We start from the raw sequence: 17198 nt of genomic DNA on the forward strand, positions 1-17198 counted from the left end.
CTTACGACTTTATTCTTGAAGCCTTATTTGGCGCAGCTTCATAAAGAATTGGTATTACTTGGGTGCGCTTACCAAATAAAGCATCAGCTTCATCAAATAACAACACAGCCCCACCTGTCTCTGCGATATCAAAAATCCGCCGTAAGTTTTTCTCAGTTTCACCAATATACTTACTCACCACAGCCGAAAGGTCGATACGATATAAATCTAGGCGTAGTTCGTTGGCTATCACCTCTGCGGCAAAGGTTTTACCGTAAGGATTCAGGTAACAGAGTATTGACAAAGGAGACAGTTGAGGAGGAATATCACAAATATGAACCAAAGCCTGCCTCAAGAATTAGACCGAGAAAGCTTGAATCAGTTATCGAAAGAACAACTGGTAGAGATAATTATTGAGCAGAGCAAAGCAATAGGTGAACTCCAGAAAATCATCATAGAACTACAGCAAGAAATAGAGCGTTTAAAAGTTAGTAGAGATTTAGATAGTTCTAATTCATCGAAACCACCGTCTGGAGACATTCACAAAAAGAGCGAAAATAAAAAAGCAGCGCCCCAAGAAGAATCGAATCATCCCAAAATAAAACCGGGCGGGCAACCAGGACATACTGGAACAAATCAAAACTCTTTTACTTGTCGCGGGTCTTCATCAGGTGGATGCCAACCGCCTTTAATCCAAAGACGACGAGCTTTGACAATAGACCCTTCATTATGACGTTCATCATTGAGGTCTAAACGATTACTTGTAGCTTGTCCTATAGAACTAATTCCAATAATTTTTAGACCATCTGCTGACCAAATAAAGTGGTCTGACCACTTTTGCTGGCGTGGATTAAACAGAGGTAGCATCTGGCCTGTATCTGGATCAATTCCAGTAGTGAAATTGTAGCGATATCCATTACAACGCTGACAGGCTAACGCTAGGTTATCAGGGTCATCCGAACCCTTAAGAGACTGGGGTACAATATGGTCAATAGAAAATAGAGCAGCACTTGCTTCTTCTGAAGAATGACAGTATTCGCAAAGAAATTTAGCTCTTTGTCTGACTAATTTTTTGGTCGCATCATTAACTGTCATGATTCAGAAATGATTTTGGCATTAAGCAAGGTAAAAATTCTATCCAGTTCCAATATGCCTGCCAATTCAGCATCTTCCTCTCTTGTTAGCAATCCAGCTTTCTTTTTCTCAGACAATTCTTCGAGTCGAGACTGTAATTCTTCAGTAAATTTAAACAAATGTATGTCCCTAACTTTACTGAGTTTGATTCCAGAATCTACCCAGAATGAGGGCTGAACCATCATTTGAGTAATCATAAGCTGTATGTCTCGTTTTATTTAGCGGACTGGTAGTATTTTAACAGCGAATCTTCCTTACCTGCTTTAGTTTGAATGTCAGTTGATAAAACAATACCTTCCTTCGCCAAAAAAAGAGTATGAAGAGATAGGGCTGCCGTAGTAGAGTTATTGTCTCTCACAACGACAACTCAAAAGCTACAAGCAGTTTTGGGGATTGGAAGATTTTATGAACTTGAGCCAAACTGCCGTGACTAATGCTTCTAATTTAGCATTTTTTATGGTCAATTTATCCCACCATCTTCTCGCTGATTTCCGTCAACTCAATCCCGGTTCCGGCATTATTGATCTTAAAACTCACCCAGAGTGGTTTTCGATATCCCTCTTCTGTCACTTTCCGAGGATTCTAAATAAAAGGATTAAAATAAAAAATTCTGGAAGGTAAGCAGGGCAATGGATGTAGAATTACAAATCCTGAAACATTTGGCAAGAGATGCCCACCCAACAGTTGCGATCGTAGATGAATATTGTAGAGAGTATCAAGATTTATTTAAAGAAGTGAGAAATTATGAGTGCTTCAAATATTTGCACTTAGGAATAATCTCGCCAATAAAAAGAAAATCATTACCAGAAATTGCTAAAGTAGTAAGCATAAACTCTGCCCAGTCGTTGCATCATTTTATAGCAAATTCAGATTGGTCAGTAAATGAATTAAAAATACGAAGATTAAATAAAATCAAGAGAGTGTTAAATGGAAATGCAATTACGCTAGTAATAGATGAAACCGGGGATAGGAAAAAAGGTAAAAAAACTGATTATGTGGCTAGACAATATTTGGGAAGCGTGGGAAAAATAGATAATGGGATAGTTTCAGTCAACGCTTATGGAGTTTACTCTAATATAACGTTTCCATTAATTGTAAAAATATTTAAACCAAAAGGAACATTAAAAGAGTCAGATAAATATAAAACAAAAATAGAGCTAGCGTCAGAAATTATTACAGAGTTAATTGAATTATGGTTTAATATTGAATTAGTACTGGCTGATAGCTTATATGGTGAAAGTAGCCAATTTATTAGAAAGATAGCTGAATATAACTTAGCTGACGTTGTATCAATTTTGTTGTAATCATGGAGTCTGGTTGCCGGCAGGACAGAGCCTCAGGGCGAATAAGTGGTGTAAATTCTCCAGAACATTTAGTAACCAAAAATCAGAAACCAGATATATCCGAGAAATAATTTATGGAAAAAAAGAGCCATAACTTACTGGGAAATAACTACTGACCCAGAAACCATGCCAGAGAATTATACTTGCTTTGTAATGACAAACCTTCAAGGTAACTTGAAGAATACTTGAGGTGACTTATATGGATTAAGGACTTGGGTAGAATATGGTTTTCGACAGTGTAAGCAGGAACTAGGCTGGACAGATTATCGCTTTACAAATTTTCAACATATAGAGAGGTGGTGGGAAATTATTTTTTGTGGCTATACAATGATTAGTTTAAATTCTCAAGCTTTTTTAGGCTTAAATAAAACTCCTGAATTTGAGACTGAGGCACAAGAAAATATTACTGTTGATTTCTCCACTCATAAACAATGGAACCATGAATGTGGATAGAAGAATACTTTAAATAATTTGCGTCTAATTATCTAACCACTTTTACTATTTTGGTTGATTTATCCCTGGCTAGATATTTTCTCAAATTCATATTTATTGTTGGGATTCAATCATCTAATTAATGCAATGAATCAATTTAAACCCTGTTATGCTTCTGGATAATTTCACTTATTTACTACTTGCTTACTTCGGAAAGTGACAGAAGAGGGATATAGGAATCATATTTGATTTCTGAAAGAGTATACGAGATAATACGGAGGATATATATCTGTCTAAGAGCGAACAATGATAGACCAGCATCTACAACCTGCGATACCTTCTCTACGAGACGCTACGCGAACGGTGAGCTTGTCTACGAGATGCTTCTCTTCGAGAGGCTTCGCCAACGCGAACGCTAACGCAGAACTACAAGAATTTATAGATAATCGCCCTTTCTTCCCGTGAGGTGAGAAAAGCTGTCTTCTGTGAAACTGGTTTATCAAGGCTACAAGTATGAGGAAATTCAAACAATTTTAGATGTCTCTGTTGGTTCAATAACAAGCTGGATCTTGCTTATAAGGAATATGGAATTTGCGGATTGCGCTTAAATTCAGGACTTACGCAATAACTCTCTGTAACTCTTATTTCTTTGCGTCCTACCCTTCGGGAAGCCACTTCGTGTCTACGCGTACTTTGCGGTTCGTTTTTTCATGATTTTGCGTAAGCCCTAAAATTATAAAGGCAGCAGGACTTACGCAACTGTCACAGGCGATCGCGTTCCCCAGAGGTGAAGGTTGAGAGATAGAGGCTTTTTTGGCAGACTTAGAGCAAAGAAGTAGGCATACTGTACTCACTTACTGCCTAATGGCTCTTGGTGTCGTTTAACCCAACCCTTCTGGAACTGTGAAACACTAAAAATGTGAAAATGATAAAAGGCAGTTTATAGGCGCAATGACTGGGGTAGCTTGTACAAGTGGACAAGTAATTATACTTATGATATTTAGCAAACTTGATTATTGTCAATATTTATTAAGTAGTCAAATTAACTATACAATTACAAATTTAGCTGACCATTTAAAAGAAATTAGTCAAAAGACTCATTCACGAGTATCAAAAACTCATTCGCTATTCTCTATGCCCAATCCCCAATGCCCAATCCCCAATGCCCAATCCCCATGACAACTAAAACATTAGGACTCGAACAAAACCTCTATAACTATTTACTGTCAGTCTCTCTCCGAGAACCAGAAATTTTAACCCAACTCAGACAGGAAACAGCCCAGTATCCAATAGGGAGAATGCAGATTGCTCCCGAACAGGGGCAGTTTTTGGCGTTACTGGTGCAGTTGCTAGGAGCTAAGAAAACTTTAGAAATTGGGGTATTTACAGGTTATAGTTCCCTAGTGGTGGCATTGGCGTTACCGAGGGACGGTAAGGTGGTAGCCTGTGATATTAGTGAAGAATTTACAACGATCGCTAGACGCTATTGGCAACAAGCAGGAGTGGCGGATAAAATTCAACTGCATATTGCCCCAGCTTTGCAGACTTTGGATCGGCTACTGGCAACAAAAGAAGCAGAAACTTTTGATTTTGCCTTCATTGATGCAGATAAGAGCAACTATGATGACTATTATGAGCGATCGCTGCAATTAGTGCGTCCGGGAGGATTGATTGTGATCGATAATGTTCTCTGGTCAGGCAGGGTTGCCGACTCCCAAGTGCAAGATAATAGAACAAAAAGAATTCGTGCCTTTAATCAAAAGCTGCATCAAGACCAGCGAGTTAGTCTTAGTTTAGTGGCGATCGCTGATGGCTTAACTTTGGCACTGAAAAAGTAATGTCTTTTAACATCAGGCGATTAACATATTACAGCAGTTTTCTGTTAGATCAAGGTAAATACCGAGAAAATAAAAATAGTCTTGCGAATTCAACCAGTACATCAAAGGCCAAGCCAAAGCTGTTGCACCAGAAGAACTGGCAGTAAGAGAAATATCTTTTTACGAATACGAGGTTTACTGCAACAAACAACTGATTTGCCAGCATCAGCACTAATCGCTTTCTAGCTTTAACTGAACCGTATTATTACTCTCCGTAAATAGAAATTACGGAGAATGACAGAAAAGGGTTAATCTGACTAATCTTTGTTCGTTTGAGCCAGTTAGATAAAGGAATGTTAAGCTGAAAATTATAGCGTGAACATTTACTCCTGTCTTAAAGGTGGTGAATTTAAGAAACCACTACTAACGAAATATGATAAGTATTTATCTAGGAGATTAACATCCATTGGTGGACAAACAATTGCAGAATCTGCCAATCCATTGAGGGTATTCTGATAGTCATAATCAACTGTATTTTGATACAACTCCATGATTGTCAAAGAATTTTGATAGACTTTTTCAGACATCATCGATAAAAGCGGATGTAAAACATTTTCCTGAGAGTGCCTGAAACTTGCAATTAGCTCATCTTTCCACTGAGTATAGGGTAACTTCTTGAGTTGGTAACCATAAGAACAAATAACCTCAAAAAGCTCGATGAGTGGAATATTTTGGTCTGGTGGCGGTACTATATGGAAAGCTTTTCCTAGAGATTCTTGCTTTTTAGATAAATGGACAATTGCTCTGGTGGCATAATCCACAGGAATCAATTCTTCTTTTTGATCTATGAGTTCAGGATAACTACCAAGCTGTATGCATCCTTTAATAACTCTAGGCACATAAGCATCTTTTGTATGAGCAATACCTGTTTTGCTATGTCCCATAAGAAATCCTGTTCTGAAGATGCTAACAGGTATTCCCCTAGACTTGGCAACCCATACAAGATTTTCGGCTACCCATTTGGTTTGAGAATAGCCGAGATCCAGAGCAACATAGTCTTTACAAAGCTGGATATTGTCATCTTCATAAACTACTTTTTGTCCTGTAAAATGGTTGATTGCACCAAAAACAGCAATGGTAGAAATGTAATGCATTGGTTTAATTTTGCCCATACAAGCTAATCTGAGAACTTCTTGAGTTCCGAGAACATTGGGTTCCTTGATTACAGAGTATGGTTTAGCAAAATTGACTTGGGCAGCACTGTGATAAATAGCATCAATTTGCAGAGCCAGTTTTTCAAACTGCTTGCTAGAAAGACCCAAATATGGCTGTTCTAAGTCTCCCGGAATCGCAATTACATGAGAGCTAAAATTTGGGTGATGAAGGGAATATTTTTCTAGGTTTTGTTGAATCTTTTTTAACCCTTCATGCTCGTTCGGGGAGCGCACTAGGCAGTATATTTTTGCTTGAGTTTGATGTAGCAGTTCATCAATTAAAAAAGCCCCCAAAAAGCCTGTAGCTCCTGTGAGAAAAACATGACGCAATTCATTGACCTGAGCTACAGGCCTTCCTTGAGCATCAATGGCGGGATCGAGTACTACCTCAGATTTTAGATCGATGGCACTGGTTAAAGCAGAAACGCCATCTCGACGCACTGTCTCTATTACCTGAGCCAGCGCTTCTATAGTGGATTTTTCAAACAAGCTTTTTATAAGTAAATCTACTTGAAAGGTTTCTCTCACAAAAAAAATCAACTGAGATGCTAGTAGGGAATTACCGCCAAGTTCAAAGAAATTATCGCGAATCCCAACTTCTTCAATCGCCAAAACTCTGCTCCAAATTTCAGCCATTTGTTCCTCAATCGGAGTACGAGGTGCGACAAATGGTGCTTCCAAATCGCTTCTATCCATTTCAGGCTCTGGTAGACTGCGAATATCTATATTGCCGTTGTATATCTGCTTAGTTTGCCGATCGCCAGGGAATGTTAACAGGGGTAAGTTGGAAATTGTCTGGTCTGGGTTAGAGACAATACTCTGTAATAGAGTAGAAAAATTTTCCACCATCAGAGCGATCGTCTCAGCTTTAAATAGGTCAGTATTATATTCCAAGTTGCCCGATATCCCTGCTGCTGTCTCGCGCAGTTCGAGGTATAGATCGAACTTGGATGTCCCGTTATCAATTTCCAGACGGTTCATTGTCAATCCGGGAACAGTCAGCTTAGGTCTTGGGGTATTCTGAAGATGAAACATCACTGAAATCAGTGGATTCTGGTTCAAGTCCCGCTCGATCTGTAGGGCATCAACTAGCTTCTCAAACGGTAGGTCTTGGTAGGTATAACCCCATAAAGCTACTTCCCGGACTCGGCCTAACAACTGCCGGAAACTTGGGGAGTCAGACAAGTTCGTTCGCAATACCAAAGTATTGAGCAAAAACCCAATTAGTCCTTCTAGTTCAGAACGGTGGCGGTTGCTAATAGGAGCACCTACTAAAATGTCTTCTTGCCCTGTGTAGCGAAATAGGAGTGTCTGGAATGCTGCCAACAAGGTCATAAACAAGGTAGTACCCTCTTGGCGCGAGAGAACATTGAGGGCATCTGTTAGGGATTTGGGGATAAGAATCGATTGGCGGGCCCCCTGATATCTTGGCTCCAATGGTCGTGGATAATCGGTGGGCAATTCTAATATGGGTAGACTGCCACGCAAATGTTGCTGCCAATAGGCAAGCTTATTATCTAAAATTTCACCTTGCAGCCACTGCCGTTGCCAACCTGCAAAGTCTGGATACTGAATAGCTAAGTCAGGAAGAGGAGAGGGGTTGCCAGTGGAAAAAGCTTGATACAGAGTTGACAGTTCCTCGAACAAAACACTTAAAGACCAATCATCACAAAGAATATGGTGTAGATTGAGGAGGAATATATGTTCCTCTGAACTCAATTGCAGCAATGTTGTTCGCAGCAATGGCCCTTGAACTAAATCGAAAGGACGTTGGGCTTCTTCAAGGATGAGCTGGCGGACTTGAGATTCCCGATCGTCTGGAGACAGCCCTTGGAGATTCACAACTAAGAGTTTGATGGGAAAAGTTGAGTGGATGTCCTGTATGGGTTGTCCCTTCAAACTGGAATAGGTAGTTCGGAGGATTTCATGGCGGTTAATAATTTCATTCAAACTCTGTTCTAATATTGTCGAGTTGAGTACACCTCTGAGGCAAAAGGCTTCGGAAACATTGTAAAAAGCATGGTTGGGTACTAACTGGTTAAGAAACCACAACCGTTCTTGCCCAAAAGAAAGCGGTAAATCACCATCGCGCCCAATGGATTGTATTGGCACAACAGAACATCCTATGTCTTCCTGTTGTGCTTGTATAATGCTGTTAGCTATTTCAGAGATGGTGGGCGCTTCAAAGAAATGCCGCATTGGCAACTCAACTTGAAAGATATCGCGGATACGGCAGAGGATCTGAAAGGCTAGTAAGGAATGTCCTCCCAGCGCTAAGAAATTGTCATGAACACCAATGTTTTTTAGACCCAATACATTAGACCAAATTTCTGCTACTCGTTCCTCAATAGGAGTGCGAGGAGCAACAAACTTCTCATTTGCATTCAAAGTTTGAACGGGTGCTGGGAGCGCCTTACGATCAACTTTTCCGTTAGCTGTTAAGGGTAAAGCACTCAATTGTACAAAGCGAGAAGGGATCATGTAGTCAGGCAATTTCTGTTTGAGAAAACGGCGTAAATTACCAACATTCGTGTCTGATAATTCGGGCTTGAGAACTACGTAAGCTATTAGGCGTTGGTCACTAGGGAAAAATTCTTTAGCAATCACTACAGCTTCTTGCACATCAGGATGTTGCCACAGTGCAGTTTCAATTTCTCCTAGCTCAATACGGAAGCCGCGAATCTTTACTTGTTGGTCAATGCGCCCAATATACTCAATGTTGCCGTCTGGTAAGTAGCGAGCTAAGTCGCCTGTTTTGTAGAGGCGTTGTTTTTTGACCATTTGCTTGGTGTCTCCACCAGGCTCACTAATGAATGGGCTGGGGATAAATCGCTGATCTGTCAGTTCTGGACGGTTGAGATAGCCTCTGGCTAGTCCCTCGCCGCCAATGTATAGTTCTCCAGAAACACCTGTGGGTACTATCTGCATTTGTTCGTCCAACAGAAGACAGTATGTGTTGGCGATCGGACGACCAATGGTCACGATGCTGACACCTTTCTTTACCAAGGCAAATGTGGAATAGGTCGTATCTTCCGTAGGGCCGTATAGATTAAAGACTTTTTGAATATTGTCCAACGCATATATCTGCTGCACCAAACGATTTTGTAGAGGTTCACCTGCTAAGTTAACGGTGCGAACAGAAGCGGGTATACCTTGAATTCTCAGTAACTCTGCGATCGCAGATGGCACTGTATTAATTAGAGTGACTTCTTGAGCGGCAAGTAAGGTAGGTAAATACAAGGCATTTTCTGCCAAAATCACCTTACCACCCCAACTGAGGGGAACAAATATTTCAAAAACTGAGAGATCGAAGCAAATAGATGTTGCGGCCAGCACTCCAGCTAGATCCTCTGTTGTAAAAACTTCTCTTGCCCAATGCAACAGAGCGACTGTGCTGTGATGTTCAATAGCTACCCCTTTCGGTTTACCAGTCGAACCGGAGGTGTAAATGACATAAGACAGGTTTTTATCTGTAACTAGGCTGATCAGATTCTCTTGGTTTTGTTGAGAAATTGCCTCACTATCACTATCTAGACAAACTATATGGACCTGGTACTCTGGAAGCTTTGAAAGTAAATTTTGTTTTGTCAGTAGTATCGATAACTGTGAGTCCTCTAGCATTAAAGCTAGGCGCTCTGAGGGATAGGCTGGATCTAAGGGGACATAAGCTCCGCCTGCTTTGAGGATGGCTAATAGTCCAACAATCATTTCCAGCGATCGCTCCAAGCAAATGCCAACTAGAACCTCAGGTTTGACATTCAGGGTCTGTAGATAGTGTGCTAGTTGATTAGCTCGCTGGTTAATTTCTTGATAAGAAACTTGTTTGTCTTCAAAAATGACCGCAATTTGCTCAGGTGTTTTTTCTACTTGATATTCAAACAACTGATGGATGCATATATCATTTACGTAAACGGCTGGATTTTGATGCCATTCCAGAAGCAGCTGGTCTACTTTTATCTTGGGTAGACTGAGGTCTTGTTGAGAACTTTCAGTATAATTTTCCATCACAAAACAGTATTTTTTATACTACTATTTTATTTGCAACTACTTAAATTAGCTAGTCACAATGAAAAGTGTACAGTGACTGTTATTTGTCGTTATGACAAATTGTTGTTGCCAAAAAAGACTGTGCAGCAAGGCTTTTAAAAACCCTCAAAAAGTAAGCTTGGCAAAATTCTCCTGACTTGAATAATATTGAACATTATTAGTTTCCGATCAGAAATTTTGCATACTACTGATATAAAACTTTACATTGTTAGTCACGCTAACTCTAAAAAGCCTAAGTTAGTTAACAAAACATTATCTCCTCAAACCAATGAAAATAACTGATTTTCGGACACATACAAGATTGTAAATAGTCGAATTTATTTAAGAGTGTATGTCCCCATTTCGCAGGATATAGATAAAAGCTGTAAAATCAGATAAACTATCAAACTAACATAAATTTTAATGGTGATACATTGACGTTTTTGGTAATTAATTTTTAAAGTTTTAAGTGGGTCTTTAAAAACTTCCGCAATAGTTAAACTCCCCAACGTAATCGATAAATATTCCTAATTTCATCATCACTAACAGCTGTATCTCCCTATAAAGGTAAATTAGTTACTAAGTGGAACTCAGTTTTTGTTTCTAAATCACAAAATTTAATCACTCTATAAGCTTGAGAATCATCCATCAGATGCACCAATTTTGATTAATTCAGTCACATTCTAAAATGCCAGTTTCCAATTGTTTTTAATCTGCAAAAAAAGTATTTGTTTTCTTATACAAATTCTTGGATAAACTTTAATCTTACGAGGCCTCTATTCATTACCATAAGAGCATTAGTTCGTAGACTAGACATTATTTGTGAGCCAGATTTATAATCATGATAATGACCAAAGTTAATAAAGTTATCTTCTGGACTTTCGGTAGCTAAATTTAGAGAAGTGAAAAGTTTAAATTGATGATAATCCAGAATCCATAACAACTTACTGGTCAAAGTAATAATTGTTGAATCAATGGGATAAATAGCGTATTTATCATGTAATTCCTTGTGAGTTTTATTCTGTACTACTTCATTTAATTTCTGATAAATTTCTTGAAAAGTTTTTTGGGTACGGTGAGAATTAGCTTTGGAAAAACTAGAAATATCTACATCGAATCCTGTGTTATTTAATCTTGAAAATAAATCTCTCATACTTGTTAAACTGTTATCCAGGTTATAAGACAGCCAGCACTCAAAGAACAAACGATTGTTCAATACTGGATAATCATTTGTTCGCAGTCCTCTCAGGATATCTTTAGGCAAAATCTTAAAACCCTTCTGCCAACTGAGCCTCCTGCCTTAAAGCGCGTAACCTTTCATCATCACCAAAAGCTGACAAGAACCACTTTATCCTTTAAGTGACATTCACCTTGCCTAAAAAAGTGTCATGTTTCTACTTGGTATGAGTTTAGAGGAATGAAAGCAGAGTGGGCATTTCGTAAGAATTAATTGTTCAATAGATAGGGAGAACAATCTCAAATTCAGTTCCCTCAGTGGGCTGAGAACGCACAGTTAAAGCACCACGATGTTGTTGGATAATAGAATAGCTAACAAATAACCCCAAACCTTGACCACGACCAACGGGCTTTGTGGTAAAAAACGGTTCAAAAATCCGCTCTTGCAGACTTACAGGAATCGTACTATCTGTATTAGCGATCGCAATTCGTAACCATTCACGATCTATTACTCCAGTACAAATCCGAATTTCTGGATGTTTGCTGCTTTGAAGATTATCTCGAATCGCATCAATGGCATTGTTAATAATATTCAGAAAGACTTGATTCAACTGGCTAGGATAGCAAGTAACTAAAGGTAGATCGCCATACTCCTTAATGACGCGCACTTCGGGTTGATTTTCAGAAGCTTGTAAGCGATGTTGCAAAATTAACAGCGTGCTTTCAATACCACTGTGTAAATCTACAGTTTTGATTTCGGCTTCATCTAAGCGAGCAAAGTTGCGTAAACTCTGGACAATTTTGCTGATGCGCTCGCTACCAATCTTCATAGATTCTAAGGTTTGATTGGCATCTTTAAACAGAAAATCAAGCTCAATTTCTTCCTTCATCGCTTGAATAGCTGGATTAGGTTGGGGATATTCCTGCTCATAAAGCATCAGCAAACTCATCATGTCTGCGACATAATTTTCTGTATGGATGAGATTACCCTTGATAAAATTGACTGGATTGTTAATTTCATGAGCAATACCAGCTACCAATTGACCGAGGGATGACATTTTCTCGCTATGAATTAATTGTCCTTGAGTTTGCTGCAATTTTTTCAAGGTTTGCTCTAAATCTTGGGCTTTTTGGTTAAGAGCTTTGGTTTTATGTTCTACCTCTGCTTTTAGAGTGTGAGAATAGTTTTCGGTTTGTTGATATAGACGGGCATTTTCCACAGAGATGGCGGCTTGGCTAGTTAGGAGTTGCAGAATCTCGATGCGATCGCTGGTAAAAGCGCCTAAAGTTAAGTTGTTCTCTAGGTACAAAATACCGCTGAGTTTTCCTTGGCGACTAATGGGAGTACATAAAACTGATTTGGGCTGGTGAGTGATGATGTAGCGATCGCTGGCAAATTGCACTGCTGTACTCAAGTCTTCAAACACAGCCGTCTCTTGAGTTCTTGCTACTGCATAAATCAAACTTTGGGGAATTTCTGGGTATTGCTCCAGGGGAATTTCTAAGGTTTTTACTAGTTGTTGATCGCCTTGAGCTACAACTAACCATTGTTCCTCTTGGCAAAGAACTAAATGACCGATTTGTGCGCCAGCATTGGCGATCGTAATCTCCATCAAGGTTGCCAACAGTTTCTCTAATTCAATTTCTTGAGAGATGGCTTGTGCGGCTTTCATTACCGCCTGCAAATCTAACCATAAATTTTGGTTGCTAGAGCTTTTAGTTACACCTCTGATCAAAGTTAAGGGGATGGTTGCCACAGATGTGATGGCAAGATTAGCCGGTTGGAGAATGACTGTTAGTAATTGCGGATATTGTTCTTCTAAATGGTCAACTTTTGCCTTTGCACCCCAATGGGCATAGCAGTAATAGGCTTGTTGTATATAGTCTGTGGCCACCTTCTCTTTGCCCCAACCGAGGTAGAATTTGGCAGCCAGCTCATTGCTGAGTGCTTCTTCTTGGATATAGCCGTTTTCTTTTGCCCCCTGAATGGCTTTGTCATAGTAGGTCATTGCGTCTAAATGACCCAAAATTTTTGCCCGCTCTGCTTCAACTAAATCGTATTTGTGTTGATGATTGGCAGGAGCGTGGAACGCCCACTGACTCATCAATTTCTGGTTTTCTGCAACTTTTTCTAGTGCCGATTGTTGCTCTGCCTGATTGCCATTTGAACAGGTAGCCAGGAGAGCAAGGGAGTAGTAGAAATTATGTTCCGCAAACTGCAAGAAACCAACCATGTTTCCCTGGTATTTTTCGGCTTCTTGAGCATGGATAAGTGCCTGCTGATAGTCCTTAAAGATGAACAGAAGAATGGTCTTTGCCAGATGAAGCAGGAACAAAAGAGTTCCGTTTTGAGTTTCAATTAAAATTGGCAGCATTTTCCGCTCGTCGAAACTCTCCCCAACGAGTATTAGGGAATCTTCTGCTGCTCCCATCAAATTCAACACGAGCTGACGACAAATCTGCCCGAAGTAAATTTGATACTCTTGTTTGAATTTCAACAACAGATCGATGTATTTTTGCTGTTGCTGATTCACCTGCTCCAGTGTTTCACCGACGAAGAAAAGATAGTTACAGTAGGAGGTGGCGTTGTAGCAGGCATACTCTACATCACCCACTTCTAATCCAACCTGAATAGCTTCACGTAGAGGAGCGAGCGTTTTGCGAGCGGGTTCCCGCCAGTGCCGCACAAACACATCAAAAATGTTAGCTACTTTAGCATGTAATTTCCTATCGTTGAAGCGCTCCAGCAATTTTAATCCTAATTGTCCAAACCGATAGCCTCTTTCAATGTCAGTTGGGCTACCACATAAAACTAGACCATAAAAGGTGTAGCCAAATGCCGAGAATGCCGAGTTGCCAAATTGAATCGATAGGTTCACTAGTGTGTAAGCAATCAATGGTAACAAATCTGGTTTAGCGTTCAGGCTGGGAGTGACCATTGCGATCGCAATTCGCATGGCTGCTAACTTGTGCGGATCGAACATCTCTGGCAGGTTAATTAAATCCTCGATCGCTAACTCCAGTGGGGGTTCTTTAAACAGCGGTTCACCTAAGAACTCCAGCACTTGTAGAGAGGTGTCGATCGCTGCCAGCATTTGATTCTGAGCAATGTAGAAATAAATTCTGATTTCATACATTTTGACCTTTTGCAGCAAATCCTGGGCGTGCTGAAGAACAATTTCTGAAAGCCGTTCTGCCTGCTCGAAATGGGCAGTCAGGTACTCAATTTCAGCCGCTTCTGTATGAAGGGCAAGGGTCAGGTCGTAATGATGTTCCCAACCGTTTTCTGGGAGCGCTGCCAGCCCTGCTGTGAAGTATTTACTTGCCGTTTCATAGGCAGTTGCTGCCTTGGCTTTTTGTCCTGCTTGCAGGTTCAGTTGAGCCAGTTCATTCCGTTGAGCTAGATCCAATTCTTGCAGCCTGGAGATTTTGTCACCATTTTGTGCATTCAACAATCCGGGAGAAGTTTTTTGAGCCGTCAATCTCAGACCGTAATTCAATTGATTGACAATTTCAAAAATTTTCCCTTCTCGCTCTGCTTCAGGCGTATTTGCCCACAGTTGTTGCCCAATTTTGAAGTGGGTAGACTGTTTTTGATCTTCTGGAATCAGACCGTAGGCAGCTTGTTGGACACGATCATGTAAAAATTTATAAGGAACAGCAATCTCACCACCGCGATCGATGTGGTCTGAGTCATTTGATTGGAAGAACTTGTAGGTTTCACTAATGGGGAGAATCAGCCCTTCTTGTAACGCCGTCCATAGGTTGGTCGCCATATCAACAAGTGATGTTTCAGAGACCCTTGCCAAGGTATTCAAATCAAATTGGTTGCCAATACAAGCCGCTAGTTTCAAAACCTCCTGTGTCTCCACCGGAAGTTTCTGCAACTGCAATGCCATGAACTCTACCACTCCATCGGTCAATGCCAACTGCCGCACCGAAGCCAAGTCACATTGCCAGTAACCCAGTTCTGGCTGGAACTGAATCCAACCCTCCTCGTGCAGTGCTTTGAGAAACTGCGTTGTAAAAAATGGATTCCCTTGGGTTTTCTGGTATACCAATTGTGTCAGAGGTTGACCCAGTTCCTTGGGACAACTTAAGGTGTCTGCCACCAACTGATTCACCGTTATTTCCACCAAGGGTTCCAGGGTAATCGTATTGACGGTAGCTTGGGCTTGCTGAATCTGTTCCAGCGTCAGTATCAAGGGATGAGTCGGAAAAACTTCATTATCTCGATAGGCACCCAGAATGAATAAATATCCAGAACTGGCTTCACTCATCAATAATTGCAGCAAATTCAGAGAAGCCGAATCTGCCCATTGCAAGTCATCTAGAAATATCACCAGCGGATGTTCCGGGGTGGTGAAAACCTGGATAAATTTCTGAAATAGCAAATTGAAACGATTTTGGACAGCACTACCAGATAGTTCTGGGAGTGGCGGCTGTTGACCGATAATTAGCTCTAGTTCAGGAATCACATCAACGATCGCTTGTCCGTTTTCACCCACAGCCGCCAAAATTTTCGCTTTCCACGCTGCCAATTGGACATTACTCTCACTCAGCAATTGTCCCATCAAATCACGAAAGGCTTGCATAAAGGCACTGAACGGAATATTACGCTGGAACTGATCGTATTTGCCTTTGATGAAGTAACCGCGTTGTCTGACAATTGGTTTATGGACTTCATTGATCGCCGCAGTTTTACCAATCCCGGAAAATCCTGCTACTAGCATCATTTCTGAACTGCCATTAGCGACGCGCTCAAAAGCTTTGAGTAAGGTTGCAACTTCTGTTTCTCGCCCATAGAGTTTTTCGGGGATAATGAAGCGATCGCACACATCCCGTTGTCCTAGGACAAAGGTTTCTATTCTACCCGTTGCTTTCCATTGATTAAGACAGCATTCTAAGTCATGCTTCAAACCCAAGGCGCTCTGATACCGATCTTCGGCGTTTTTCGCCATCAACTTCAATACTATCTCTGAGACGATCGCAGGAATTTCTGGATTAATGCTGTGTGGGGCGAGTGGGAGCTTGGCTAAATGACAGTGTACTAACTCTATTGGGTCATGGGACTCAAACGGTAATTGTCCGGTCAAAAGTTCGTACAATGTCACACCTAAAGCATAGAAGTCACTGCGGTAATCAATGCCGCGATTCATTCGTCCGGTTTGCTCTGGGGAAAGATAGGCAAGGGTTCCTTCCAACACATTAGGATTTTGGATTTCCTGGGTTTCGCGGGGGAGGAGGGAGGCAATGCTGAAGTCAATCAGCTTGACTTGGTGCGATTCTGGATGAATCAGAATGTTGGCGGGTTTGATATCTTTGTGGATGACTCGATGCTGGCAGACATCATGAAGAATATCAGCAATTTGTCGGGCTATTTCTAAAATTTCCCGTAAAGACAGGGAATAATTTTGGGTATAACTCCGTAGGGAAATGCCGCCAAAGTCTTCCATCACTAAGGCATAGCTGTTACCGTATGCTTCTAGGCTTAATGGATGGATTATGCCAGGAATCTTAAGATTTTTGGTAATTGTATACTGGTTACGAAACTGTAATAATTCGCTAAAGGTGGGGTAGTCTTGCTGTAATAGTTTAATCACCACTGGACGCTGACTTGACTCTTGCACTGCTCGATAAACTATTGTCTGAGAACCTGCATAGAGCTGTTCAACAATGGCATAACCAGGAATATATGGCAATAGATTTGAATCGGGGATTGCTGCCAGTGTCGTCATAGCGTCAAGTTAAAATCTTTAGAAGAAGTTTACAATTTTAATATTTCCCAAAAATTTTGCAGAATAAACATTCCGTAACTTGTATGCATAATTAATTAGCCACAACTAGGCAAGAATGCTACGAGATAACGGAATTCAATGCTGCTTGCACGGGAAAAGTTAATCAACTTGAGCCAAGACAACGACCAGAAATTTCCGCGTATACCCAAATCTTAGCGGGGTTAAAATACAATCAAGATTTGATTCGACAATTATTTCGGGAGGGTATGATGCGCGAGTCATATCATGTCCGGTTAAAGACTTATCATTAAGACCGCTCCAGGGGCAGAGGGGCAGAGG

6 protein-coding genes and 7 pseudogenes are annotated in these 17198 nt (G+C 40.6%); 6 read left to right on the plus strand and 7 right to left on the minus strand.

Annotated features, from left to right (window positions below; genetic code table 11):
• Positions 1-55: 55 nt before the first annotated feature.
• Positions 56-253 (minus strand): annotated as a pseudogene (locus HWQ40_RS18805) (ATP-binding protein); the annotation flags it as partial.
• Positions 254-313: 60 nt separating this feature from the next.
• Here HWQ40_RS18805 and HWQ40_RS18810 point away from each other — a divergent pair.
• A pseudogene (locus HWQ40_RS18810) lies at positions 314-610 on the plus strand (DUF6444 domain-containing protein); the annotation flags it as partial.
• Between the two features lie 5 nt (positions 611-615).
• On the opposite strand, the gene HWQ40_RS18815 reads toward HWQ40_RS18810, so the two are convergent.
• Positions 616-1074 (minus strand): HNH endonuclease, encoded by a 459-nt coding sequence (locus tag HWQ40_RS18815; protein ID WP_292780311.1) that lies wholly within the window; start codon positions 1072-1074, stop codon positions 616-618.
• A complete protein-coding gene (locus HWQ40_RS18820) occupies positions 1071-1310 on the minus strand; it encodes a hypothetical protein (RefSeq protein ID WP_179076480.1) in 240 nt (79 codons plus the stop codon). Before HWQ40_RS18820 ends, HWQ40_RS18815 begins: the two co-directional genes overlap by 4 nt.
• 181 nt (positions 1311-1491) lie before the next feature.
• Between HWQ40_RS18820 and HWQ40_RS18825 the strand changes: the two are divergent.
• From HWQ40_RS18825 to HWQ40_RS18845, 5 genes and pseudogenes are all read left to right on the plus strand, one after another.
• Positions 1492-1734, plus strand: a pseudogene (locus HWQ40_RS18825) (hypothetical protein); the annotation flags it as partial.
• An 8-nt stretch (positions 1735-1742) separates the two neighbouring features.
• Positions 1743-3071 (plus strand): annotated as a pseudogene (locus HWQ40_RS18830) (IS701 family transposase).
• 228 nt (positions 3072-3299) lie between these two features.
• Positions 3300-3498: pseudogene (locus tag HWQ40_RS18835) on the plus strand (helix-turn-helix domain-containing protein); the annotation flags it as partial.
• A 383-nt stretch (positions 3499-3881) separates the two neighbouring features.
• Positions 3882-3995, plus strand: a pseudogene (locus HWQ40_RS18840) (transposase); the annotation flags it as partial.
• 68 nt (positions 3996-4063) lie between these two features.
• Entirely contained in the window at positions 4064-4726 is a 663-nt protein-coding gene (locus tag HWQ40_RS18845) for a class I SAM-dependent methyltransferase (protein ID WP_292780314.1), read from the plus strand.
• A gap of 362 nt (positions 4727-5088) precedes the next feature.
• Here HWQ40_RS18845 and HWQ40_RS18850 read toward each other — a convergent pair whose 3' ends face one another.
• The 4 genes and pseudogenes from HWQ40_RS18850 to HWQ40_RS18865 form a co-directional block, all read right to left on the minus strand.
• Complete coding sequence (locus HWQ40_RS18850; protein WP_292780317.1) at positions 5089-9924, minus strand: non-ribosomal peptide synthetase; 4836 nt, start codon at positions 9922-9924, stop codon at positions 5089-5091.
• Between the two features lie 283 nt (positions 9925-10207).
• A pseudogene (locus tag HWQ40_RS18855) lies at positions 10208-11212 on the minus strand (IS4 family transposase).
• 187 nt (positions 11213-11399) lie between these two features.
• The gene (locus HWQ40_RS18860; RefSeq protein WP_292780320.1) at positions 11400-16859 is read right to left on the minus strand and encodes an ATP-binding sensor histidine kinase; all 5460 of its coding nucleotides are present in this window, start codon (positions 16857-16859) and stop codon (positions 11400-11402) included.
• Between the two features lie 159 nt (positions 16860-17018).
• A partial coding sequence (locus HWQ40_RS18865; protein WP_292780323.1) for a hypothetical protein occupies positions 17019-17198 on the minus strand: 180 nt, incomplete at its 5' end.

It is taken from the genome of Nostoc sp. NMS9 (assembly GCF_017114995.1).
Taxonomy (GTDB): domain Bacteria; phylum Cyanobacteriota; class Cyanobacteriia; order Cyanobacteriales; family Nostocaceae; genus Nostoc.